This is a genomic window from Arthrobacter sp. 135MFCol5.1 (genome assembly GCF_000374865.1).
Taxonomy (GTDB): domain Bacteria; phylum Actinomycetota; class Actinomycetes; order Actinomycetales; family Micrococcaceae; genus Arthrobacter.
The window spans coordinates 44,198-68,001 of the sequence record NZ_KB895459.1; the positions used below are offsets into that span (position 1 = coordinate 44,198).

Consider the following 23,804-nt stretch of genomic DNA (forward strand, 5'->3'; position numbering starts at 1 on the left):
TGCGGGGCCTGGATCATCTCCAAGGCCCCGCAGCGGGTACTAAGTGGCTAGTGGGCGCCCAGGAGGTGCTCGATGGCCAACTGGTTGAGCCGGACGAACGCGAAGGAACGCTCGGCGGCCTTGTCGGCGTCGAAGTCCTCAAACGCTGCGGCGTCTGCGAGCAGGTCCGCGGTGCTTTCACCGGCGGCGAGGGTGGACTCGCCGAGTTCGAAGACACCGGAGGTCTTGAGTGCTTCCTGGACTTCGGGGTCTGCGCGGAAGGCCAGTGCGCGTTCCTTGAGGAGCAGGTACATCGCCATGTTGGCCTTGGCGGATTCCCAGACACCGTCGTAGCCGTCGGTGCGGGAGGGCTTGTAGTCGAAGTGGCGCGGGCCGTCGTACTTCGGGCCACCGCCCGGGAAGCCGTTTTCGAGCAGGTCCACAGTGAAGAAGGCGCTGGTCAGATCGCCATGGCCGAAGACCAGGTCCTGGTCGTACTTGATGCCGCGCTGGCCGTTGAGGTCGATGTGGAAGAGCTTGCCCGCCCAGAGGGCCTGGGCGATGCCGTGGGTGAAGTTCAGTCCTGCCATCTGCTCGTGCCCGGTTTCCGGGTTCAGGCCCACGATGTCGCCGTGCTCGAGCTGGGCGATGAAGGCCAGGCCATGGCCCACGGTGGGCAGGAAGATGTCGCCGCGGGGCTCGTTCGGCTTGGGCTCGAGGGCAATGCGCAGGTTGTAGCCCTTGTCCTTGATGTAGCCCGCCGCTGTGTCCACGCCTTCCTTCATCCGGTCCAGGGCAGCGGCGAGGTCCTTCGACCCGTCGTACTCGCTGCCTTCCCGGCCGCCCCACATGACGAACGTTTCGGCGCCAAGCTCGGCGGCAAGGTCGATGTTCCGCAGGACCTTGGACAGGGCAAAGCGGCGGACCGAGCGGTCATTGGACGTGAAGCCGCCGTCCTTGAAAACGGGGTGGCTGAACAGGTTGGTGGTGACCATCGGAACCTTCAGCCCGGTTTCTGCCAGTGCCGCACGGAAGTTCTTCAGGATCAGCTCCCGCTCCGAGGCGGACGCGTCGAACGGGACCAGATCGTTGTCGTGGAAAGTGATGCCGTACGCGCCCAGTTCGCTGAGCCGGTGCACGGCTTCGACCGGGTCAAGGGCCTTGCGGGTGGCCACACCGAACGGGTCGGCGCCGGTCCAGCCGACCGTCCGCAAGCCAAAGGTGAACTTGTCGGCGGGAGCGGGGGAGAGAGTCATGATGCGTCCTTGCAGTAAAGGGGCTGCTGCGGCAGCCAAATAGTTTATGCTCTGAACTATAAGGATGACCCCGGGGCGGGTCAACATCAGTCCGGGCAAAGGCCCCGTGACGTGAAGGAGTAGATGTGGTGATGACGGCCACCCCTCCCTACATCCAAGGTGTCCCCGGGGCTGGACATATGGAGGCTGTACGGAGGGGGAACTTGGCGCTGGTGCTGGGCAGAATCGCTGAAACCTCACCTGCCGGTCGTCGCAGCCGGGCTCAGATTTCCGCACTGACCGGGCTGACAAAGGCGTCGGTATCAAGCCTTGTGCTCGAGCTCATCTCGAGCGGCCTGGTCACCGAGGTGGGGCTGAATCAACAGTCGAGGGGCCGGCCGGGAGTGGAGCTGGAGTTGAACCCCAACAAAGCGGTCCTCGGCGCGGAAATCAACGTCGACTACCTTGCCGTTGGTGTGGTCAGTCTAGCCGGGACCCTGCTCATGCACGAGGTTCGGGAGCGCGACAACCGCCCCCATGGGGTGGAACGAGTAATGGCCGCCCTGAGTCAGCAGTGTGCTGTGACAGCCGTGGCGGCGGAGAAGGAGGGCATCGATGTTCTTGGGGGTGGCCTTGCGGTGCCGGGACTGATCGATGCTGCCGGCCAAGTTGTGGTGAGCGCCCCTAACTTGGGCTGGAAAAATGCCAGGCCGGATCTACGCGTACTGCTTCCGGGCTCTCCGCTAGGTGTAGTCCTTTGCAACGAGGCCAACGCCGCAGCCTTGGCCGAAATGGACCATCAATCCGACACCGATTTCATGTTTGTTTCAGGTGAGGTGGGTGTCGGCGGCGGGCTCGTTGTCGGCCGTGAACTTTTCACTGGCGCTGATGGTCATGCGGGGGAGGTGGGCCACGTCGTGGTTGATCCTTACGGTTCGGACTGCTTGTGCGGTGGGAGGGGCTGCCTGGAAACGGTGGCCGGCCAGGACGCGATCGCCGACGCCGCCGGGCTCGCAGGACATCCAGCCCGAAGCAGCCGCTCACTAACGTTGTCCGTGCTGCTGGGGTTGTTGAAGGAAGGCGACGCACGGGCCCTGTCGGCGGTTGAGCGCGCAGGTTTCTGTCTTGGCTTGGCCCTGGCGTCCTCGGCGCGGATCGTACCTTTTACGTCGGTGGTCCTTGGCGGGCACCTTGCCGTTCTTGATCCGTGGCTGAGAATTTCGCTTATGGATAGCCTCCAGAGGTATTCCGCGGGAAGATTCCCTTCCGGAAACGTGCTGGTATCGGCTTTGGGGAGTACAGGGGCTTTGTTGGGTGCGGCGGGCCTCGCGCTTAGGTGGGTGCTGGAGGCACCGCATACACTGCGGCGGTGATCCCCAGGCCTCCTTTCGTGTAAATGATCAAGACGGTGACGCCTGATTTTCGTGGCGCCACCGTCTTTGGAGTGATTCGGTCAGGAGCTGGCGCCGGGGTGCGTCAGCTGTTCCACCAGGGCTTTCGCTACTGCTGCATGGCCGGCTTCGTTCGGGTGCATCATGACAAAACCGCGGGAAAAGTCATACCCAGTGACCCACGGATCAGCTGAGCAGGCATCGTGGCCCTGGCTGTCCTTGGACGCGGTGACGAGTTCGGCTCCCGTTTGCTGGGCGGCGTGCTTGGTGGCAAGGCTCATCCCGCGGGCAACGTCAAGAAGAAACTTCTGACGCTGCTGCGGGATGGGAACCGCTGCACAGGGCTTGCCGTTGTCCGGGAGGACTGACAGGTAATCAACCAGGACCACCCGCGCGTGTGGAGCCTTCTCCTGGACAGCGTTCACGGTCGCTGCTAAGGCATCCTGGATGCCGGCGAGGCGGGCCTGCACGACCGAGTCCGGCACGGGAGTGCACAACCCGTACAGCTTTAGCTGGTTGCTGATCACGCTCAGCGGGTTTGCCGCAAGGTCTCCTCGACAGGCTTCGGCCATGAGGTTGCCGACATAGTTGACGTCATTGCCGCCAATGGTGATGGTTACCAGATCCGTGTCCGCGGTGACGGCGTTGATCTGCAGCTCGCCGGTCTGGCTGGAGCCATCCCAGCTCCAGATCTGCTGGGGCGTCGTCGCGATGTTGGGGATCGAGGCGCCGCCGCATGTCGCGTTCGTCAGGTTCAAATGAAGCTGACTGGCGACAAGGTATGGATAGGCAATGGTGGTCCGCCCGCATCGGCCGCCGGAGTCCGCTGGATCCGCGGGTCCGAGACCACCTCCGGCGGCGTAGGAGCTGCCAAGGGCAACGTAGTGGGCACCAGGCCCGGGTGCAGGAAGAGGCGCTGCGCTGGCGGGCAGAGCTGTGCAAAAGGCTGTAAGGGCGGTGACGGCGCAAGCTGCCGCCACCTTGCGGACAGCACCGAGGCATGCGGGCATAGATCAATCTCCTTGGGGGTTTTGCCGGGCTCCAGTCGCTACTTCGCGATCCGGATTATTCCCGGGTGGGGAAAATTTAGCTCTCGCTTGCGGCTTCGTCAAGAGCCGGTCGCTCCGGTGGCCCTGGGAGTCGAACCCAACGGCCGCTGGCGCGGGCAGAACTTCGTTTGAGGAAGCATTTGAACATTTATTGGTCGGGCTATTGCCATTTTTCCCGGTGCGGGAATATTGTTTTGCGAATGCTTCCGCGGGTGGATGCCTGCGGCGATCAACGAAGGAGTTGTACATGGGATCTGTTGATGCAGCCCAGGGAGCGGCCGGTGCTCCGCCGGTGGAGCCCCGGCCGGCGAAGGATGATTTGTCCCCCGTCTATGAACCGAAAACGCGGCCCTACCGCCGCTATGTCAGCACGTACGCGCTGGCAAGTGTGGCCTTTTCCCTGCTGTGGGGTGCGGTGCTCACGGTCCTGCTCCCGCTGCAGGTTCAAAACCTGGAGTTCGCCCGGATCTTCGGGCCCGACAGTGGTGTTGACCTGACCGCACTGAATAATTTGAGCGGCCAGGTTGCTTCCGGCGCCGTGACGCCGTCTGCAGAGCAGCAGCAGCAGCTCGATCTTTTGGCGCAGTTCAACTCTTCACGAGCTGCCGGCCTGTCGTTGGTGACGTCGGTAGGCGTGGTCGTGGGCATGGTCTTGTCCCCGATCATCGGGACGCTTTCAGATCTAACCCGGACAAAGTGGGGCCGGCGCGCCCCTTATATCGCTGCCGGCGCTGTCGTAGGAGCAGCCGGCATCACGCTGATGCCGCTGGCGCCGAACCTGTTTTTCCTGGTTCTTGCCTGGTCTGTCATCCAGGTCGCCGGAAATGCCCAGGGCCCCCTCGTGGCCACGGTAGCGGACCGGGTGCCCAAAGAGCGCCTGGGGTCGGTATCGGCGGTCACCGGTGTGGTGGTGTACTTCGCGGCCATCCTCGGCGCAGTGGTGGCCGGAGCGCTTTTTGCTGCCATCGGCCTTGCCAGCTACTACCCGTTCGCCGTGACGCTTCTGCTCCTCACCGTACCGTTGCTTTTCCTTGCCCGGGACCGGTCATCCAAGCACCTGCCCCATGGAAAAATCCGGATTGGCACCATCTTTGCTTCGTTTATCGTCGCCCTGCGCGACCGGGACTACCGGTGGGCCTGGATCTCGAAGGTCTTGCTCTGGACCGGGTTCGGCATCGGCACCACCTACAGCATCTACATGCTCCAGAGCTACATCACCCCGGCACTCAGCGCGGCAGAAGCAGCCCAGATGAGCCCCCTCCTGCAGGTCGTCGCACTACCTGCCACAATGCTCGGAATGGCCGTCTCGGGAAAGCTTTCCGACAAACTGCACCGTCGGAAGCCTTTCGTGATCGCAGCTGCCGTCATCATCGCACTGGGCTTCATCGTTCCCTGGGTTTGGCCTTCTCTTCCTGCCATGTTCATCCAGGCAGCCATGGGCGGACTCGGCCTTGGCGTGTTCCTCGTCGTTGACCAGGCCCTGTTCATCGACCTGCTCCCCGACCCCGAAGCAGCAGGCCGCGATCTCGGAATGTCCTCAGTCGGACAAAACCTCGGCAACGCCATCGCCCCCGTCACCGCCGGCACCGCAGTCGCCCTCGTCGGCGGCTCCTACGGCATCGTCTGGCCAATCGCCTTCATCATCGTCATCATCTCAGGCCTCCTGGTCCTGCCAATCCGCCGCGCCCGCTAAACACCACCCACCGCTCCGGCCGTCACCCCCAACCCTGACGGCCGGAGCACAAGCACTTTTGCCCAATTACGTGTCCGCTACGTACGCCTCCCACCCGTAGAACGCCCACCCGGCTCTCCTTCCGACGGAGGCATGTCATCTCCCATCATCACCAGAAAGACCAGCATCATGCCGACCAGCCAGACCGATAGCTTCCACAAAAAAACCAATAGCTTCTACGAAGCGGTCAACATCATTCGGCAAGGAGCTGACCTGGACGCGGCCACAGAGCAGCTTCTCGGCCAGCTCACACAGGATGAAAAGCTGTGGCTGCTCGATGGTGACTCGGATTTTTGGGTCGGGATCGCAGAGATGAGCGCCGGCTACAACCTGAAACCCATCGTGATGGGCGAGATCAAGCGACTTGGGATTCCCGGCCTCCGTTTCAGTGATGGTCCCCGTGGAGTAGTGATGGGCGCGTCCACGGCGTTTCCAGTGTCCATGGCGCGTGGCGCGACGTGGGATGTTGAGATGGAAGAGCGCATCGGCGTCGCCATTGGCCGTGAACTGAGAGCGCAGGGAGGGAACTTTTTCGGTGGCGTATGCATCAATCTTCCAAGGCACCCCGCATGGGGCCGGGCACAGGAAACCTACGGCGAAGACCCCATTCTCCTGGGCGAGTTCGGCGCAGCGCTCGTCCGTGGCGTCCAACGCAACGCCATGGCTGTCGCAAAGCACTACGCCCTTAACTCCATGGAAAATGCACGCTTCAAAGTCGACGTGCTGGCCGACGAACAGACGCTCCACGAGGCCTTCCTCCCGCACTTCCGCCGGGTCGTCGAGGAAGGTGTGGACGGCATCATGACGTCCTATAACTCCGTCAATGGCGAATGGGCCGGCCAGAATGAAACTCTCCTGGAAGGCACCCTCCGCAGTGAATGGGGTTTCGAGGGCGTTACCATCACAGATTTCGTGTCCGGCTTCCGGGACGCAAGCCTGTCACTCCGCGCAGGTCTCGACGTTGAAGCGCCCATGCGTCAGCAGCGCGCGCAGCATCTCCCGGCAGACCTTGAATCCGGCCGGGTCACTTGGGAGCATGTCGACCGGGCAGCAAAGCGGGTCCTGCGCACCCAGCTTCGACACTATGCCTCCGCACGTGAGGAAGAGCCCGCAAAGGAAGTCATTTTCTGCAGCGGGCACCGGGATCTGGCGCGGGAAGCAGCGGCCACGTCCATGGTCCTGCTGAAAAACGATGCAGTTGACGGCACACCGGTACTGCCACTCGGTCCGGAGAAGACGAATTCGGTCGCGCTGATCGGCAGGCTGGCCAATCTACCCAATACGGGCGACCACGGATCATCATCAGTCCGCTCCCCGGAGGTGGTCACGGCGCTGGAAGGCTTCAGGAACAACCTTCCAGAAGCACAGCTCTTCACCTCGTTCGAAGACGACCCCGAAGCAGCCGCCGCCACAGCGAAAAAGGCGGACGTAGCCATCGTCGTCGTTGGCTACACCGCAGAAGATGAAGGCGAATACATCGGCGGGGACAGCATGCTGGACCCGGACATTCTTGCCCTGTTCCCTCCCTTCCCCGAAGGCATGGACCCGAGCAACCTCATGGGAGCCGCAGGCGCCATGGGCAGCACCGTCGGCGGTGACCGGGCCAGCCTGCGGCTACGGCCTGTCGACGAGGAAATCATCCGGGCAACCGCGGCTGCCAACCCCAAAACCGTGGTCGTTGTGGTCACCGCAGGAGCCGTCATCACAGAATCCTGGCGTGACACAGTCCCGGCGATGCTCGTGGGATGGTACTCAGGATCCGAGGGGGGAAATGCCCTCACAGACGTCCTTTACGGGAAAGCCGATGCCAGCGGGCGCCTTCCCTACTCCATCCCAACAACAGAGGAACACCTACCCTACTTCGACCGGGATGCCAACAGCATCACGTACGACCGCTGGTTCGGGCAGCGCCTCTTGGACCGCGACGGCCACAGCCCTGCCTTCCCACTCGGATACGGCCTCTCCTACACCACCTTCGACATCAGCGACCTGACCATCACGCAGATCGCCGCAGATAGCGTGAAGGCGACAACACAAGTCACCAACACAGGAGAACGGGCAGGCCGTCACGTCGTACAGCTTTACGGCTCGATCGAGGTAGACGACTTCCCCCGACGGGTTTTGTTGGGTTTCAAGCCCGTGAACCTGGCGCCAGGGGAGACAAAGACGATGGAGGTGGCCGGTTCTCTTCGCCCACTGCAGCGCCGCACCAACGGGCGGTTCGAGTGGGCTGCGGCGGAAGTGGTCTTGGAAGCGGGCGCCTACTCCGGTGATCCAGAAGCGTCAGAAACAAGCCTTCGCTTGCTTTAGAACCGGAACGGACCACCGCATGCACTCGTGATTCTCGAATGACAAGCATGTGCGAAGCTCCTCTCGCTCCGCTCGAACTCGTAGACGCCGAGAACCAATAGAAGCACAGAGCCGGAACAACGACGTGCTCGCCCAAATAAAAGCCAGCCTTGCCTTTTTCCCCAGACGGGAATAATCTTTGGCGAACGCTTCAGTTCAAGGGCCCAGGTCATTGGGCCCTGGATTAAGTAAGCGGCAAGGTGAGGAACAGTGACCGCCCTTGAGACTGCGCGCCTCAATATTGTTAGCGCTAACCAAGATCTGAAGCCTAGGGCATCCTTTGGTTGTCCCCTCACATGTCGAAAAATTATCTGGCCTGAGCCAGCAAGAGAAGGATTATTGTGAATTTTTCCGGCACGTCATCTGCAGCCGATGCCATACGTTCCGGACGCGCTCGTCTGGGGATTGAACTGGGCTCAACCCGCATCAAGGCGTGCCTTATCGGGGATGATCCCCGGCACGTGCTCGCATTGGGGAGCTTTAGCTGGGAAAGCAGCTTTCAAAACGCGGTGTGGACCTACTCGATGACAGATGTCTGGACCGGTATTCAGGCAGCCTATGCAGATCTCGTTGCGAACTGCGAAGAGCGCTACGGGGTGCAACCACGCATTCTTCAAGCGATTGGTGTTTCCGCCATGATGCACGGCTACCTGGTCTTCGATTGCGATGACCAACAACTCGTGCCATTCAGGACCTGGCGGAACACCACTACGGGCGCGGCGTCTGCCGAGCTTACAAAGGCATTCGACCTCAACATCCCCCTCCGCTGGTCGATTGCCCACCTACACCAGGCGGTGAGCGACGGCGAAGAGCACGTTCCACGCATTAATTTCATGACCACTCTTGCCGGTTATGTTCATTGGCGTCTCACTGGAAGGAAAGTAATTGGAATCGGTGATGCTTCCGGCATGTTCCCGATCGATTCGGCGAGCCACACCTACGACTCGGACCTTTTGGCACGTTACAAAGCACTTGTTGCTCATGCCGCTCCCGCGCTCGACCTCAGTCAGGTGCTCCCCGAAGTGCTGGTGGCGGGTGAGTACGCCGGCACACTCACGGATGCCGGCGCAGCGTTGCTTGACCCGTCAGGTGCCCTGCAGCCCGGGGCAGTTTTCTGCCCGCCAGAAGGTGACGCCGGTACTGGAATGGTCGCCACATGCTCCATAGCCCCCCGGACGGGCAACGTCAGTGTCGGCACGAGCATCTTCGCCATGGTCGTCCTTGAAAGGCCGCTGGCTCAGGTCCGCCACGAGCTCGATCTCGTAACGACTCCGGCGGGCGCTCCGGTAGCAATGGTCCACTGCAATAACGGCGCAAGTGAACTTGCAGCCTGGGTACAGCTCTTCACCCAATTCGCGCGTAAAGCAGACTGCCCTATCGACCAGGACACCGTATTCACCGCCCTCCTTCAGGAAGCGCTCGAAGGCGACCCAGATGCCGGCGGATTAATCGCGTACAACTACGTCGCCGGTGAACCTCTTGCTGGCGTCCGCGATGGCCGGCCACTCCTTGTACGAGCACCCGACAGCACGTTCACCCTCGCAAACTTCGTGCGCTCCCAGGTGTACGGCGTGTTCGCAACGCTGATACTTGGCATGCGCGTCCTTGCCGACGAAGGGGTTGCGGTCGACCGGATGTTCGCGCACGGCGGCATGTTTCGAACCGCAGGAATCGCTCAACGCTTTCTTGCCGGCGCCCTAAACGCGCCCGTTTCCGTCGCAGAATCCGCTTCCGAAGGCGGGGCTTGGGGTATCGCCGTGCTTGCGGCATTCGCCACCCACCCCACAGGAGACCTCAATGAATTTCTCCGCAACAGCGTCTTTGGTGGCGCGGCCTTTGAAACGACTAATCCTGACCCTGCCGACGTAACGGGGTTCTCGACGTACTTGGACCGATATGCCGTTGGGCTTGCGGTCCAGCGCGCAGCCGTTGACTCAATCTCTCCGAAAGGAAGCCAGCCATGAGATCTAGCACGACCAGCCAGACATCAAGCCAAGTGCCAACCGAGATAGCCGAGGCTATTAGAACAGTCCGAAGCAACGTCGCCAAGCTGCATGCGGAACTTGTGCGCTACAACCTTGTTGTATGGACCGGCGGCAATGTCTCCGGGCGCGTTCCAGGGACTGATTACTTCGTGATCAAACCCAGCGGCGTCCTGTACGACGAACTGACCGCCGACAACATGATTCTCTGCACTCTCGATGGCCGGGTCGTCCCTGACGTGCCCGGTTCAGAAAGGACACCTTCAAGCGACACGGCTGCACACGCGTACGTTTACCGCCATATGCCCGAGGTCGGGGGAGTGGTTCACACCCATTCTCCGTATGCCGTAGCCTGGGCCGCGCACGGCGAACCCATACCCTGCGTAACAACAGCGATGGCAGACGAATTCGGCGGCGAGATCCCTATCGGCCCCTTCGCAATCATCGGCGATGATTCCATTGGGCGTGGAATCGTCGATACCCTCAGTGGCCACCGCTCCCGTGCCGTACTGATGAAGAACCACGGCCCGTTCACCATCGGCAAAGATGCCCGCGACGCTGTCAAGGCAGCCGTCATGGTTGAAGATGTAGCCAGATCAGTGCTGTTCTCGCGACAATTAGGAGAACCGCACCCAATTGCACCCGCAGCGGTTGATGCCCTGTTCAACCGCTATCAAAACGTTTACGGGCAAGAACCCACAGGGGCCATAAATTGAGGGAGCCCGTCCGCCACCGGCGTGACGGCGCGTCAAACATGCGGCCGGTATCCATACACGACGCAGTGGCTCGGTGAACCATGGGCAGGACCACTGATGGCAGGTCACCAAGGCTGAAGGACGTCGCTGCCGTCGCCGGTGTTTCACATCAGACGGTGTCAAGGGTCGTCAACGGTCACCCGAACGTCCGCACCGGGACAAGAGAAAAGGTCAAGGCCGCGATCGCCGAGCTCGGGTACCGGCCCAACACTGCAGCCAGGAGCTTGGTCACCCGCCGTTCGCGGAGGATCGGGGTACTGGCGAGCGAGTTGTCCCACTACGGTCCAGCCAACACGCTGATGGGGATAGAACAGGCAGCCAGGGATGCTGGCTATTCCGTCAGCATCGCTGCGCTGCGTGAAGTGAACAGGGCGAGCATTTGCGAGGCCATCAACCATTTTATGGACCAGCCAGTTGACGGCATCGCCGTGGTAGTACCCCACGAGGAAGCTCTTGCAGCTTTGGATGACATGACGCTGTCCGTTCCTGTTGTAACTGTCGGATCGCCAACCAACAGGAATGTCAGCGGGACGGTAGTGGACCAGGGGCAGGGCGCACGTGCCGCAGTGCAACATCTTCTCCAGCAGGGCCACCGCGCGATAGCTCACCTTTCGGGTCCGCCGGGGTGGCCTGACAGCTCCGAACGTAAAGCGGGCTGGCGGGAAGCTCTGCGCGGAGCCGGCCTCCCCGATGAACACCTGTTCATAGGTGACTGGGGCGCCGGAAGCGGATACACCATCGGCAGGAAAATTGCCCAGGACCCTCGGATAACAGCTGTGTTTGCCGCCAACGACCAAATGGCTCTGGGAGTCCTGAGAGCCTTTGCTGAAGCAGAGGTGCGGGTGCCGGAAGACGTCAGCGTTGTCGGTTTCGACGATCAGCCGGAGAGCGCCTACTTCACCCCGCCACTGACAACAGTCCGACAGGACTTCGAAGAACTGGGCCGCAAATCCGTCAACTTGATGCTGCGGGAACTCGACCTCGGAATGCCCGCACCCACCGCGGTAGTTACCCCAGCACTTCAAATTCGTGCAAGCACGGCGCCCCACCAGCCGGTGTCAACCTTATCGAGGCTGCACTCCCCGAACCCGGGACCGCGGCGGTCCGGGTGATCCCCTAAAAACATGTAGCGCAACGATCATCCGTTAGTAGCTCCTTCGCGGCCACCGCTTGGCCAATATCCACAATCGAATCTCAATTGGAGAACCCATGAGTACCGCAGTAAACACCTCCCTCGACGGCTACGAGGTCTGGTTCCTTACCGGCAGCCAGCACCTTTATGGTGAGGAGGTCCTGAAGCAGGTGGCCGCGCAGTCCCAGGAGATCGCGAACCAGCTGAACGCCTCCTCCGCCGTGCCGGTGCGGATTGTGTGGAAGCCGGTCCTGACCGACTCGGACGCCATCCGCCGCACCGCGCTGGAGGCGAACTCGGATGACTCGGTCATCGGCGTGACCGCCTGGATGCACACCTTCAGCCCGGCCAAGATGTGGATCTCCGGCCTGGACCTGCTGCGCAAGCCGCTGCTGCACCTGCACACCCAGGCCAACCGCGACCTGCCGTGGGCGGACATCGACTTCGACTTCATGAACCTGAACCAGGCCGCCCACGGTGATCGCGAGTTCGGGTACATCCAGTCCCGGCTCGGCATCGCCCGGAAGACCGTCGTCGGGCACGTCTCCAACCCCGAGGTCGCACGGCAGGTCGGGTCCTGGCAGCGCGCCGCCGCCGGGTGGGCCGCCATCCGCACCCTGAAGCTGACCCGCTTCGGGGACAACATGCGCAACGTCGCCGTCACCGAGGGCGACAAGACCGAGGCCGAGCTGCGGTTCGGCGTCGCGGTGAACACCTGGTCCGTCAACGAGCTCGCCGACGCCGTGCACGGCGCCGCGGAGTCCGACGTCGACACCCTGGTGGCCGAATATGAGGACCTGTACGACGTGGTGCCGGAGCTCCGCGCAGGCGCGGCCCGGCACGACTCCCTGCGGTATGGTGCCCGGATTGAACTGGGCCTGCGGTCCTTCCTTGAAGGGAACGGCTCCGCCGCGTTCACCACGTCCTTCGAGGACCTCGGCGCGCTCCGGCAGCTTCCGGGCCTGGCTGTCCAGCGGCTCATGGCCGCCGGGTACGGCTTCGGCGCCGAAGGCGACTGGAAGACCGCCATCCTGGTCCGCGCCGCGAAGGTGATGGGTGCCGGCCTGCCGGGCGGCGCGTCCCTGATGGAGGACTACACCTACCACCTGGAACCCGGCGCGGAGAAGATCCTCGGCGCGCACATGCTCGAAGTCTGCCCGTCCCTCACGGCAGCGAAGCCGCGGCTGGAAATCCATCCGCTGGGCATCGGCGGCAAGGAAGATCCGGTCCGGCTGGTGTTCGACGCCGATGCCTCCCCGGGCGTCGTCGTCGCCCTGTCCGACATGCGCGACCGTTTCCGCCTGGTGGCCAACGCCGTCGACGTCGTCCCCCTGGACCAGCCGCTGCCCAACCTCCCCGTGGCCCGCGCCCTCTGGGAGCCAAAGCCGGACTTCGCCACCTCCGCCGCCGCCTGGCTCACCGCCGGAGCCGCGCACCACACCGTGCTCTCCACCCAGGTGGGCATGGACGTCTTCGAGGACTTCGCCGAGATCGCCAAAACCGAACTGCTCACCATCGACGAGGGAACCACCATCCGCCAGTTCAAGAAAGACCTGAACTGGAACGCCGCCTACTACAAACTCGCCGGCGGCATCTGACCCATGCCATCGCTGAGGACGGGACGCCCGCGGCTGCCAACGGCAAGAACCCTGTGAACCGCGGCAGGCGCAGGGCTGCGCCATGGGCCCGGCTGGCACCCGCCTACCTTTACCCAGCACTTAGATCACATGCACAAGAACGGAAAATTCAATGTCCACGGACACGCAACTCTGCCCTCGGGTCCATATAGCCACTGACCACGCCGGGCTTGACCTTAGCGCTGATCTCGTAAAGCATCTGGCAGCGAAAGGGTATGAAGTTGTTGACCACGGTCCAGAGACGTACGACCCGCAGGACGACTACCCCGCTTTTTGCATTCGTGCAGCCCAAGCTGTTATCACCGACCAACAGTCTGGGCGACATGCTTTGGGCATTGTTCTTGGCGGTTCTGGCAACGGGGAACAAATTGCGGCAAACAAAGTGAAGGGCATCCGGGCGGCACTGGTGTGGAACCACTCAACGGCCGTTCTCGCCAGGGAACATAACGACGCCAACGTTGTTGCCTTGGGAGCAAGGCAACACTCAGCTCAGGAAACGTTCGACCTCGTGGAAGCCTTTCTTCAGACTCCTTTCAGCAATGACGAAAGGCACGCCCGACGTATCGCCACAATTGCCCACTTCGAGAACGCGGGCAGCGCTATGGAGTAGCTGCCATGGCGCGCAACACCTGGTGGAGCATGTATCGATCGACCACTGCTACCACCTCCAACCGGAGTACAGGGCGCAGGAGCTTTGCGAGTCCCAGCGCTCACGCTGCTTCGGATGCTTCATCAATTCACCCACCCATAACGAGGGATTATGAAACGCACATCGTTCAATACTGACTGGCTGGTCTCCGGCATTGCTGGCTCGACGGAGTCCACGGCAGTAACACTCCCGCACGATGCAATGCTCTACGAAAAACGCGATCCGGCGACCGCGAACGGCTACCACACAGGCTTTTATCCGGGGGGCGTTTACAGGTACAGCAAGACCTTTACCGCTCCTCAGGCGTGGCGGAGGCAACACGTTGTCATTGAGTTTGAAGGTGTCTACATGCGCTCGGAGGTTTACCTCAACGGCGTACTCATCGGAGGTCGACCATCGGGCTACGCGGAGTTTCAGGTAATACTTGATGACCAACTGAAGTATGGCGAAGAGAACCTCCTCGAGGTAGTCGCCAACAACCCCTCCGGTCCCAACTCGCGGTGGTACTCAGGAAGTGGAATCTATCGCCCGGTAAACCTTCTTGTTGGTCCCCGGTTGCACATCGATTCGAGCGGGGTACAGCTGAGGACAGTTGGCCTCGAGGGCACAAAAGCCACCATCCATGCGCGTGCGACTATCACCAACGAGGACATCAAGGCGCAAAGGTCCAAGTTGACGCTCACGCTCAGGGGGCCTGACCGCGACGAGTTTTCTGCAACATCCCAAGAGGTCGTGACCCAACCAGGAACAAGCGCCGTCCATGATCTCGAATTTGTTCTCGACGGCGCACACCTTTGGTCGCCGGAGCATCCTCACCTGTACAAGGTCCTCGCAGAGCTCGCCAGTAACAGCGGCCTCGACACAGCTGAGGATACATTTGGGATCCGGCTTATCACGGTCGACGCCCACCAAGGCCTGCAGATCAATGGCGCCACAATCAAACTGCGTGGGGGCTGCATCCACCACGACAACGGAATCATTGGCGCACACACATTGGAGGCTGCCGAAGAACGTCGGATCCGCATCCTCCGCGATGCAGGCTACAACGCGATTCGAAGCGCCCACAACGCCGTCTCACGGGCGACGCTTCGAGCATGCGACAAACTCGGGATGCTCGTTATGGATGAACTCGGCGATGAATGGTGGAGGCCGAAGTCACGCGATGGCTTCTCGCGGCATTTCCTCGAGTGGTGGCAGCGTGACCTCGACGCGCTGATCGCCAAGGATTACAACCATCCCTCAGTAATCATGTACTCGATCGGCAACGAAATTGGAGAGATTTCCACTGACCAAGGCAAGGCGCTCGGCTACGACATGGCCGCTCACGCCCGCGCAACGGACCCCGGCCGCTTGACCACCAATGGAGTGAATGTCTTCCTGAGCTTCATTGCCCCCAAGGAAGACACCAAAGTGGAGTCTCAAACGGTCGAGACTAAAGAGAAGGCAGACGATCCCGAAAAGACGATTGCGACGCTCAACTTCCTGATGGGCGCCTTCGAGAAACTCACCCCCCTTCTGCTCAGGCTCCCACAAGCCGAGAGCAGGACGCGGGACGCGCAATTCGCCCTCGATGTCGCGGGTTACAACTACGGTCATGACCGATGGGTCAGGGACACCAAGCGATATCCGAACCGCGTCATCGTCGGCACGGAAACGACCCCCAGCACAACCGCCACCCTATGGAGTCTGATCAACGCTATGCCCAACGTCATCGGCGAATTCGTGTGGACTGCTTGGGACTACGTAGGGGAAGCGGGCATCGCCACTCAGCAGTACGACAGTCCCCGCAAACTGTTCCAGCCCTACCCCGCACTCCTGGCAGGGGCACCAATCATCGATATCACCGGTTATCGGCAACCATGGTCGTACTACAACGAGATCGTGTGGGGCCTAAGTAAGGGCCCGTCGCTGGCCGTGCACCCCCTAAACCATGCCGGCCAGAAACGCACCAAGAACAACTGGCGGCCGACCGACGCTGTACGCAGCTGGAGCTGGAGCGGATACGAAGGAGTCAAAGCCGAAGTGGACGTATATGCTGACGCGCACCGGGTCGACCTGCACCTGAACGATAAGCTCATCGCCACCCGAAAAATCAAAGCCAAAGACCAATTTCGCTGCACATTCTCAATGCCGTATACGCCGGGTAAACTCACTGCAACCGCATACGACAAGTCCGGCAACATTGTCGGCTCGGACACCCTAGCTTCCGCCGGCCCCGAAACACTCCTGCGAGCTACCGCTGAAACTGACGAGGCGAAAGCAGACGGCGCGGACCTGGTCTATGTCAACGTCGAGCTCACAGACAACAATGGCGTGCTCAAACCCCTCGCTGACAGGCCAGTGACAGTCAGCGTAGAAGGCGAAGGAACGCTACTGGGCTTCGGGAGCGCCAACCCTGCGACCCCGGAAGAGCTTAGCTCTCCGATACACAGCACCTACCAGGGACGAGCCCAAGCGGTTATCCGTACCACAACACGTCCCGGAGGGATCACTCTCACGGTTAACGCCGAAGGCATGGCACAAACAACCATCAAGATCACGACCACCCCTACTCCCCGCAAACCCGCACCGAGGCTCGGTCGCATGCTGCAAGCGCGATACTTGCCTTGAGGAGAGACATTGAACAGTCCCACAGAGGCTTCCGACGTCATGAAATCCGGAATCACGCACCTGACTTCTTTGGGAAGTTCCTTTGCCGCTGGTCCTGGCATTCTGCCTATAGAGGACCGGTTGGCTCGGCGGTCAACTCTTAATTACCCGCACCTTCTCGCTGAGAAGCTAGGTTGCCGGCTGACAGACCTATCTGTATCGGGAGCAACCACGGACACAATTCTTACCCGTTCGCAGCGGGTCGGCCTCGCGAAACTCCAACCCCAGATCAGGGGCCTACCTCACGACAGCGACCTTGTCACGGTAACAGCAGGCGGTAACGATGTCGGATACATCGGTTCAATGTACGCAGCCACCCTGACGGGCTGGCTGTCGAAGCAGCCCGTCATTTCCCGGTTATGGTCCCCGCAGACAAGCCCGAAGCCGGAGATGCTGATTGACCGTGCTACGGCGGGACTTGTGAGAGTTGCGGAGGAAATTCATCGCCGGGCCCCCATGGCCCGCGTCGTCTTCGTGGACTACTTCACGATAATCGGTCATGAAACAACACCCGGCCCCTCAACACCCTTTGATAGTGAAGCCATCTCCATGCTGGGCAGAATTGGCGAGCAGGTTGCACAAATGTTCCAAAACGCTGCAGATCGCTCCGGATCCGAGCTAGTGAAACTCTCACAGTTCAGTGAGGACCATGCTCTTGGATCTTCGGAACCCTGGGTCAACGGCTTCCGCCCCAAACCCGGAAACGGGATTTCCTTCCACCCCAACCGAGAAGGAATGCAGGCCGCGGCAAGGCTAATCGAGGATCATCTAGGACTTCTCTAAGCCGGATCAGCTGGCTTCACCGACTCGAGCTGCCCTTTGAGCACGAGCAGTTATCGTCGCGGTACCGCCCTCAGCTTCGCATCAAATCCAACTCGGTCCATTGACCTCCATGCTGGGCTATCTGGAAATGCTGCAGGATGATCCCGGCATCGGCGCTGTCCCCGGCCTGGCCGACGGACCTGATGACGCGGTAACGGCCGGCGGCAAGGATGTGGGATACTCCGCGTTAATGTACAAAGCCGCCTTTATGGCTGGTTGCCGAGGCAGCCGTTGCTGTCCCGGATGAAAATAGCTCCGTTAGCCCAAAACCAGACACGCTCATCCACCGAGCCACAGCTGGACTTGTAGGGTTCTCAGCCGAGATTCAAAGGCGCGCCCCACGAGCGCATTGTTTTCGTCGACTACTTCACGATCACTGGTCGTCAAACAAGATCGGGACACTCTACGCCATTCGACGATGAAACCATCTTTGCACTTCGGATGGCCGGTGAAACAGTAACCTAAATGTTCAAAAAGCCGCCGATCGCGCGGGAGTCGGATTAGTACAGCTATCAAGATTAAGCGAGGATTATGCCCTTGGGCCGGAACCCGTCGGTCGACGGGTTCCGGCCCAAATTGGGAGATGGAGTCTCCTTCCACCCAAACCGAGAAGGTATGCGGGCGGCGACCGAACTAATGATGCGTCATTTGGGTTACTAGTCTTCGCTAATATGCCCAATCGTCGGAAACGCGCGGATGATTCATATCAATGTTCTCGAAATCGGCGAGCAAAGACTTTATGAATGGACGGACTGATAACGAAAAACCACCTGAACACCTAGCCGGCTCGCCGCACCTCACTAAACAGGAGAACGCAGGCTTCGTTGATCTATGGCCGGCACTTGCAAATGACAACCTTGAACTGCGCGACGAATATACGGAAGACGCACTGCACCTCAACGGTGCCGGGTTTGCCGTGTGGGTCATAGGGTAGAGGAAAGAGCCTGCCGCCCTCAACCTGGCAGGCTTGGAGGAACCTGCAAGGCGATTAGTACCAGCACTAAGAGGCGCACCTCCACTGATAGTCCAAAACCACCGGCCTCCTCCGAGTAAACGAGTACCCCCAGGCGGTTGTGGCGCAGGGTGAAATATGCACTAGTCTGCAACCACTCGACCACGGCCTTGCCACAGAACTACCGTCCATGCGCGACATCAGACACATGTGGCGCTGCCATGCGTTGCCAGAGGACCAATCAAACAATCGAAGGACGAAGGTCGGCCACAACCTGGACGGGAGTTCGTCCTCGAATTTGAGCTTCCCACACGGCGCCGCTACTAAGCCTGGCGTGTTGGCGAGACAACCACCTGCCGCAGATTTATGTGTCGCGGTCGACTGGTGACATAGCCAATCAAATCAGCTATCTCCGCTGGCGCCAGTGAACCTAGCGTTGCTAGCATGCCATCAACCTGTCCCCGCATTTCCTCGCTGCTGATATGTGTAGGCAGCTCCGTGTCTGTCGCCCCGGGCTCAATGTTGGTTACCCGAACGTCCCAAGGACCGAGTTCCGTCCGCAGAGAGTGGGAAAGGGCAGTAACAGCAGCTTTCGTGGCTCCGTAAACGGCGTAGTTCGGGAACGGCGTGTGCGCCGCCAGCGACGATATGTTTACCAGATCAGCAACCTTGCCGGCAGAAGCCCCTGTCAGCAGATCTTCCGTAAAAGCTTGGGTAACATTGAGGACGCCCACAAAATTCGTGTCGATCATCCGCTGCCATTCATCCGAGCGGCCACGGTCAAAGGGGTTGACCAGCATCACGCCGGCGTTGTTCACGACGAGGTCAACTACGCCGTAGGTGTTATGAATTTGTTCGGCGGCTGCTGCTATCTCAGCGGGCTGCGTCACATCTGTAGGAATTGCGATAGCCGTTCCACCTTCCGCCACTATCTTGCGCATGATGGTTTCCACATGGTCCTTCCTCCGCGCAAGGAGAGCCACGCGCGCTCCGTTGGCAGCCAAAAGTCTTGCGGTCGCAGCGCCAATTCCGCTCGCAGCGCCGGTGACCACCGCGGTGCGTCCCTTAAGGTCCTGGTAAAACATAGGCTACTTACTCCGAATTCGTTGTGTTGAGTGCTCGTCGAAACAACACCAGCCTCGCTGGCCTCCGGAGGTCTAACCAGTAAGCAGTGATCCTAGGTCTGGCAGGTCCACCCTTCGTCGCACCCAGGGCAGTAGCATCGACTCTGTGAGCAGTGAACTAGGTCTATTTTTGCGTGGCCGTAGGGCGGCTCTCCGGCCCGAGCAAATGAATATTCCGGCCTACTGGCGATCACGTCGCGTAGCGGGATTACGCCGGGAGGAAGTGGCCCAGCTGGTTGGGGTAAGCGTGGATTACTATGCGCGTCTGGAGCAAGGGCGCGCCTCAAGCGTCTCGGACACGGTTCTCAATTCCCTCTCTCAGGTGTTTGGGCTTGATGAGAATGAGCATGCTTACCTACTAGCAGTGGCCCGCCCGAACGATGTGACCACTTCCCGGATGCCCGAGACGATTCGGCCTGAGCTGCAGCTTTTGCTGGATTCTTTGATGCAGACGCCTGCAGCAATCACCGGTCCCCACATGGAGGTTCTGGCGTGGAACCGTTTGTACAGGGCCGTTTTTGGGTTAGATGGCCGGGATCTGAATGGCTGGAGTGTCCCGAAATTCATTTTTCTGGATGAGACATCCAGAACTTTCTTTCCTGACTGGAGTGCCGTTGCATTACAGTGCGTTGCTCACCTACGAAGCCTGAAGGGTCGTCGACCGAGGGACGAGAAACTTGCCAACCTTGTACGATTTCTCATTGAGGAGAGTCGCGATTTTTCTCGAATGTGGGGACAATACCGTGTGTCGGCCTGCACGCATGGCTCCAAGATGATCCGCCATGAACTCGTGGGGCTACTTGAACTTGCATACGAAAGTTTTCCGCTGCCCGACGCGCCGGATGCGTCATTGCTCGTGTACACAGCAAGCAAAAGTTCCAAGGCTGTCGACAACATGTCTACGCTCGACAGTTTGTTGCATCCAGACGACGCGGATGGTGTGGTCCCTGGGTTGGAAACAAGAGTGCACCAAGGTTCATGGAGCAAAGGTACCGGTTAACCGTGGTCATTTCCCCCAAATTTTGTGGTAATGCCGCTAGGACCTCGAAGCCATACTCGCCAGCACTCAGCTGATCAATAACCTACCGCTCCGGGCCTGGCGCATGGCGCGCTGCATGTGTGGAGGCACGGACAGCGCCGAAAACTATTGACATCGACTGAGACATAAGTAACACTTGCTGCCAGAGTGAACGTACGCTCGTTTCCTAAGCCGCTGGAGAAGCAATGAAGACGAAAGTGCCGGGCCCCGCCAAGGCCAGCGTCATTCCAGTGCTGCCGTGGAAGTCAACGTGCCGCTCAGCTACAGCTGCCGGTTCAATTTGTCTGATTTTCTGCCGCACCAGGAACTAAGCGTTCCTCGTGATCCAGGTGTGTAGTGCTGGAGCACGAAACGACAGGATCTGGCAGCGGACCCAGCCTGACTATCCCAAGGTGTTCAGGCTTACTTAACTAGGCGAAACCTTCCAGCGCGGCATTTGCCAACGCATACGCGCCCCCAGGCTAGCCCCTGGCGACATCTTCGGACACATCCGGGCCGCCTTCTTTTCTCAACAACCACGAAGCACCCTACAGGGCGTGGTTCCTGCACGCCCATTTCAATCCGCGGGCAGGGAGAGAGCGCCGGCACCATCAACGGCCGGTCACCCAACCCAATCCCCTTTCAGGAGTACTGATGTCAATAATCACTGCGAAAAAAAATCCGGCGCCCTTGCGAATGCGCCTTGCAACCCTGGCCACGATCGTACTGCTCCCCATGCTGGGTGCATGTGGAGCCAACCCGGCTGATGCGGGGAAAGTGTCCACGGGGACCACTGCCCAGCCCAGTGCGGTGCTTCGCATTGGAATCGATCCGTCATTTGCCCCCTATGAGTTCGAGGACAACGGCAGCTACAGCGGCAGTGAGATAGATATAGCCCGAGCACTTGGAGAACAGCTGAACATGCGTGTCGAATTCAGCAAGATTGGATTCAATTCCCTCATTCCCGCGCTATCGGCAAGTCGCGTCGACGTAACTATGGTTGGTGGCTGGGCGGATAGCCCTGAGCGACGCTCGGCGATGAACCTGGTTGACTATTTCCAGGCACATACTGCCCTGCTTGTAAAAGCCAACGATGGCTCTTCAAGACTGAAGGATCTTTGCGGCAAGTCCGTTGCCGTTCTGCAGGCGTCTGTTTACGTCTCCACGCTGGAAAAGCAGAAGGCTGCGTGCGCAGCGGACGGCCAACCCCCCCTTGACATCCTCCAGCTCTCCCAAGACAGCGCAGTGTTGGCCGTCAAGAGTGGCCAAGCACAGGCCCGTATCGACGAAGGCGGCCTCGTCGGCTTTATCACAAAGCAAAATCCTGATCTCAAGATGAATACGCTAACGGATGATCCACCATTCACGGCAGCTATTGGCGTAGGAAAAAACAACGATGAATTGGCTAAGAAAGTGTCGCGGGCGCTGGAGGAGCTCCGGAATTCAGGCAAGCTTGCGGAGATATTTGCAAAGTGGGGCATACCCGCAGACTGGCTACTTCCGAAAATAACGCTTAACGGCGAATAGTTCAAGGAGGACATTCATGAGCTGCGATAGATCGGTCGGCAATGACAAGTAATTCCAAAAATATTCCGCTGGACGAAGCCGCGTTCAAAGCCACTAATTCTGAAATAATGCCATTTCTTGGTAATCCATCGGAACTTGAGGTGGTCAAACGCTTAAAATTGGGGAGATGGGTTGTAGCTTTTGCACTGCTTTGGCTCAGTTTCCTGTTAGTGCAGGCCCTAATTGGAAACCCAAACATTGACTACGGGATTATTGGACAGTATGTGTTCGACCGTCGAATAATCCTTGGGTTGGGCAATACATTGATGCTAACGGTGCTCCTTATGGCACTTGCCATCATGTTGGGGATTATCTTAGCGGTCATGCGGTTGAGCAAGAATCCGGTGAGTAAGGTGATGGCGTCAATTTACGTTTGGATAATGAGAAGCGTTCCAGTGCTGGTGCAAATGATCATATGGTTCAACTTGGCGCTTGTCTTCGATCGTATCAGTATCGGCATCCCCGGCACTGAGCCGGCGTTATTCTCCTGGGACACCAATGAGGTAATGACTCCCTTTGTGGCAGCCGTACTCGGACTCGGACTTGCCGAGGCCGCGTACGTTGCTGAGATAGTCCGCGGTGGTTTGATGGGTGTTGACAGGGGACAGACAGAGGCTGCCCATGCCATAGGGATGTCAGCTTGGCAGACTTTCAGGCGGGTGGTGATGCCCCAAGCGTGGAGGCTCATTGTCCCTCCCGTGGGAAACGAGTTCATCTCGATGTTCAAAACGACATCACTCGCTTCGGTTGTAGGAATGACCGAACTGTTGGGCGCCTCCCAAACTATATCCGCTTCCAACTACCGAATTTTGGAACTCCTAGTAGTTGCGAGTCTCTGGTACATCATTTGCACAACCATATTTAGCTTGCTGCAGTTCCTGCTGGAACGTCGGCTGGGAAAGGGTTATAACCAACATTCTTCAGGATGGCTTGGGCAGGCTCTCACCTTTTTGAAGCACCGCGCTTCCATCCGCTTTCAGGAGAAGGCCCTATGAATTCTGATGCACTGGTAACAATCGCAGGGTTGCGCAAATCCTATGGGCCGCTGCAAGTACTTAACGATATCAGCTTGGAGGTACGGCGCGGGGAGGTTGTGTGCATTCTTGGACCTTCCGGTTCTGGCAAAAGCACGCTGCTTCGCTGCATCAATCATCTTGAGACGTTCGACTCCGGCCTCCTTGAAGTTGATGGGCAGTTTGTTGGATATCGACGCGAAGGGATGAGACTGCATGAACGTTCGCGAAAAGATGTTGCACGGCAACGATCGAGGGTCGGAATGGTTTTTCAACGCTTTAACCTTTTTCCGCATCTGACCGTTCTTGAAAATGTTTGTCTGGGACCGCTCATTGTGCGGAAAGTGAAACAGAAAGCTGCAGAAGATCGGGCACGCGAACTTCTGGATCGGGTTGGTCTGGCAGGAAGAGTGGATTTCTATCCGGCCCAACTCTCCGGCGGACAACAGCAGAGGGTTGCAATTGCAAGGGCCCTTGCACTTGATCCAATGCTGATGCTTTTCGACGAACCGACATCCGCTCTGGATACAGAACTCGTAGCGGAGGTCCTTTCGGTCATGCGTGAATTGGCAGATTCGGGAATGACAATGATTGTTGTAACGCATGAAATAAAATTTGCCCGGGATGTGGCGGATCGAATTGTATTTATGGATGAAGGGAAGGTTATCGAGCAGGGGCCACCGGCAGAGATTCTTTCCGCGCCAAAGGAAGAGCGGACTAGATCCTTCCTGGCGCACATTGGCTGACATTTTCTATGTTAGCCAGGATGA

18 protein-coding genes are annotated in these 23,804 nt (G+C 59.6%); 15 read left to right on the forward strand and 3 right to left on the reverse strand.

The window, feature by feature from the left end:
- Positions 1–47 precede the first annotated feature (47 nt).
- Complete coding sequence (gene xylA, locus C563_RS0113030) at positions 48–1,235, reverse strand: xylose isomerase (RefSeq protein ID WP_018762503.1); 1,188 nt, start codon at positions 1,233–1,235, stop codon at positions 48–50.
- A 131-nt stretch (positions 1,236–1,366) separates the two neighbouring features.
- On the opposite strand from xylA, the gene C563_RS0113035 reads away from it, so the two are divergent.
- Positions 1,367–2,587 (forward strand): ROK family protein, encoded by a 1,221-nt coding sequence (locus tag C563_RS0113035; RefSeq protein WP_043424159.1) that lies wholly within the window; start codon positions 1,367–1,369, stop codon positions 2,585–2,587.
- 80 nt (positions 2,588–2,667) lie between these two features.
- On the opposite strand, the gene C563_RS21250 is transcribed toward C563_RS0113035, so the two are convergent.
- The gene (locus C563_RS21250; protein WP_081624164.1) at positions 2,668–3,615 is read right to left on the reverse strand and encodes an SGNH/GDSL hydrolase family protein; all 948 of its coding nucleotides are present in this window, start codon (positions 3,613–3,615) and stop codon (positions 2,668–2,670) included.
- A gap of 286 nt (positions 3,616–3,901) precedes the next feature.
- Between C563_RS21250 and C563_RS0113045 the strand changes: the two genes are divergently transcribed.
- The 10 genes from C563_RS0113045 to C563_RS22440 all read left to right on the forward strand — a co-directional run bounded on the left by C563_RS0113045 (position 3,902) and on the right by C563_RS22440 (position 18,295).
- On the forward strand, positions 3,902–5,347 hold the full coding sequence (locus C563_RS0113045; protein ID WP_018762506.1) for an MFS transporter: 1,446 nt from the start codon (positions 3,902–3,904) through the stop codon (positions 5,345–5,347).
- A gap of 132 nt (positions 5,348–5,479) precedes the next feature.
- Positions 5,480–7,696, forward strand: coding sequence for a beta-glucosidase family protein (locus C563_RS0113050; protein WP_018762507.1), 2,217 nt, complete (start codon positions 5,480–5,482; stop codon positions 7,694–7,696).
- A 380-nt stretch (positions 7,697–8,076) separates the two neighbouring features.
- Positions 8,077–9,699, forward strand: coding sequence for a xylulokinase (locus C563_RS0113055; RefSeq protein ID WP_026264781.1), 1,623 nt, complete (start codon positions 8,077–8,079; stop codon positions 9,697–9,699).
- A complete protein-coding gene (locus C563_RS0113060; protein WP_051083511.1) occupies positions 9,696–10,433 on the forward strand; it encodes an L-ribulose-5-phosphate 4-epimerase in 738 nt (245 codons plus the stop codon). Before C563_RS0113055 ends, C563_RS0113060 begins: the two co-directional genes overlap by 4 nt.
- Before the next feature lie 80 nt (positions 10,434–10,513).
- On the forward strand, positions 10,514–11,584 hold the full coding sequence (locus C563_RS21255) for a LacI family DNA-binding transcriptional regulator (RefSeq protein WP_051083513.1): 1,071 nt from the start codon (positions 10,514–10,516) through the stop codon (positions 11,582–11,584).
- Positions 11,585–11,681: 97 nt separating this feature from the next.
- Positions 11,682–13,202 carry an L-arabinose isomerase gene (araA, locus tag C563_RS0113070; protein ID WP_018762511.1) on the forward strand — a complete coding sequence of 507 codons (1,521 nt, stop codon included), beginning with the start codon at positions 11,682–11,684 and terminating at the stop codon, positions 13,200–13,202.
- Between the two features lie 151 nt (positions 13,203–13,353).
- Positions 13,354–13,851 (forward strand): ribose-5-phosphate isomerase, encoded by a 498-nt coding sequence (locus C563_RS0113075; protein ID WP_018762512.1) that lies wholly within the window; start codon positions 13,354–13,356, stop codon positions 13,849–13,851.
- A gap of 150 nt (positions 13,852–14,001) precedes the next feature.
- Positions 14,002–16,500, forward strand: a complete 2,499-nt coding sequence (locus tag C563_RS21260) for a glycoside hydrolase family 2 TIM barrel-domain containing protein (protein WP_081624165.1) — start codon at positions 14,002–14,004, stop codon at positions 16,498–16,500.
- Between the two features lie 39 nt (positions 16,501–16,539).
- A complete protein-coding gene (locus C563_RS21265) occupies positions 16,540–17,322 on the forward strand; it encodes an SGNH/GDSL hydrolase family protein (protein WP_051083515.1) in 783 nt (260 codons plus the stop codon).
- 748 nt (positions 17,323–18,070) lie between these two features.
- Entirely contained in the window at positions 18,071–18,295 is a 225-nt protein-coding gene (locus C563_RS22440; protein ID WP_155845171.1) for a hypothetical protein, read from the forward strand.
- Between the two features lie 341 nt (positions 18,296–18,636).
- On the opposite strand, the gene C563_RS0113090 is transcribed toward C563_RS22440, so the two are convergent.
- Positions 18,637–19,398, reverse strand: a complete 762-nt coding sequence (locus C563_RS0113090) for an SDR family oxidoreductase (protein WP_018762515.1) — start codon at positions 19,396–19,398, stop codon at positions 18,637–18,639.
- Between the two features lie 145 nt (positions 19,399–19,543).
- Here C563_RS0113090 and C563_RS21270 point away from each other — a divergent pair, with 145 nt between their 5' ends.
- From C563_RS21270 to C563_RS21280, 4 genes are all read left to right on the forward strand, one after another.
- Positions 19,544–20,437, forward strand: a complete 894-nt coding sequence (locus tag C563_RS21270) for a helix-turn-helix transcriptional regulator (RefSeq protein WP_196803347.1) — start codon at positions 19,544–19,546, stop codon at positions 20,435–20,437.
- Between the two features lie 672 nt (positions 20,438–21,109).
- Complete coding sequence (locus tag C563_RS0113100) at positions 21,110–21,982, forward strand: ABC transporter substrate-binding protein (RefSeq protein ID WP_018762517.1); 873 nt, start codon at positions 21,110–21,112, stop codon at positions 21,980–21,982.
- 41 nt (positions 21,983–22,023) lie between these two features.
- On the forward strand, positions 22,024–23,016 hold the full coding sequence (locus C563_RS21275; RefSeq protein WP_155845172.1) for an amino acid ABC transporter permease: 993 nt from the start codon (positions 22,024–22,026) through the stop codon (positions 23,014–23,016).
- Positions 23,013–23,780, forward strand: coding sequence for an amino acid ABC transporter ATP-binding protein (locus tag C563_RS21280; protein ID WP_043424146.1), 768 nt, complete (start codon positions 23,013–23,015; stop codon positions 23,778–23,780). The genes C563_RS21275 and C563_RS21280 overlap by 4 nt, the downstream gene beginning before the upstream one ends.
- Positions 23,781–23,804 lie beyond the last annotated feature (24 nt).

What these genes read in the sequence shown, in the direction of transcription:
- xylA (WP_018762503.1), bottom strand. Translation starts at nt 1,235, where the DNA reads ATGACTCTCTCCCCCGCTCCCGCCGACAAGTTCACCTTTGGCTTGCGG.
- C563_RS0113035 (WP_043424159.1), top strand. Translation starts at nt 1,367, where the DNA reads ATGACGGCCACCCCTCCCTACATCCAAGGTGTCCCCGGGGCTGGACAT.
- C563_RS21250 (WP_081624164.1), bottom strand. Translation starts at nt 3,615, where the DNA reads ATGCCCGCATGCCTCGGTGCTGTCCGCAAGGTGGCGGCAGCTTGCGCC.
- C563_RS0113045 (WP_018762506.1), top strand. Translation starts at nt 3,902, where the DNA reads ATGGGATCTGTTGATGCAGCCCAGGGAGCGGCCGGTGCTCCGCCGGTG.
- C563_RS0113050 (WP_018762507.1), top strand. Translation starts at nt 5,480, where the DNA reads ATGTCATCTCCCATCATCACCAGAAAGACCAGCATCATGCCGACCAGC.
- C563_RS0113060 (WP_051083511.1), top strand. Translation starts at nt 9,696, where the DNA reads ATGAGATCTAGCACGACCAGCCAGACATCAAGCCAAGTGCCAACCGAG.
- C563_RS21255 (WP_051083513.1), top strand. Translation starts at nt 10,514, where the DNA reads ATGGGCAGGACCACTGATGGCAGGTCACCAAGGCTGAAGGACGTCGCT.
- araA (WP_018762511.1), top strand. Translation starts at nt 11,682, where the DNA reads ATGAGTACCGCAGTAAACACCTCCCTCGACGGCTACGAGGTCTGGTTC.
- C563_RS0113075 (WP_018762512.1), top strand. Translation starts at nt 13,354, where the DNA reads ATGTCCACGGACACGCAACTCTGCCCTCGGGTCCATATAGCCACTGAC.
- C563_RS21260 (WP_081624165.1), top strand. Translation starts at nt 14,002, where the DNA reads ATGAAACGCACATCGTTCAATACTGACTGGCTGGTCTCCGGCATTGCT.
- C563_RS21265 (WP_051083515.1), top strand. Translation starts at nt 16,540, where the DNA reads ATGAAATCCGGAATCACGCACCTGACTTCTTTGGGAAGTTCCTTTGCC.
- C563_RS22440 (WP_155845171.1), top strand. Translation starts at nt 18,071, where the DNA reads ATGTTCTCGAAATCGGCGAGCAAAGACTTTATGAATGGACGGACTGAT.
- C563_RS0113090 (WP_018762515.1), bottom strand. Translation starts at nt 19,398, where the DNA reads ATGTTTTACCAGGACCTTAAGGGACGCACCGCGGTGGTCACCGGCGCT.
- C563_RS0113100 (WP_018762517.1), top strand. Translation starts at nt 21,110, where the DNA reads ATGTCAATAATCACTGCGAAAAAAAATCCGGCGCCCTTGCGAATGCGC.
- C563_RS21275 (WP_155845172.1), top strand. Translation starts at nt 22,024, where the DNA reads ATGACAAGTAATTCCAAAAATATTCCGCTGGACGAAGCCGCGTTCAAA.
- C563_RS21280 (WP_043424146.1), top strand. Translation starts at nt 23,013, where the DNA reads ATGAATTCTGATGCACTGGTAACAATCGCAGGGTTGCGCAAATCCTAT.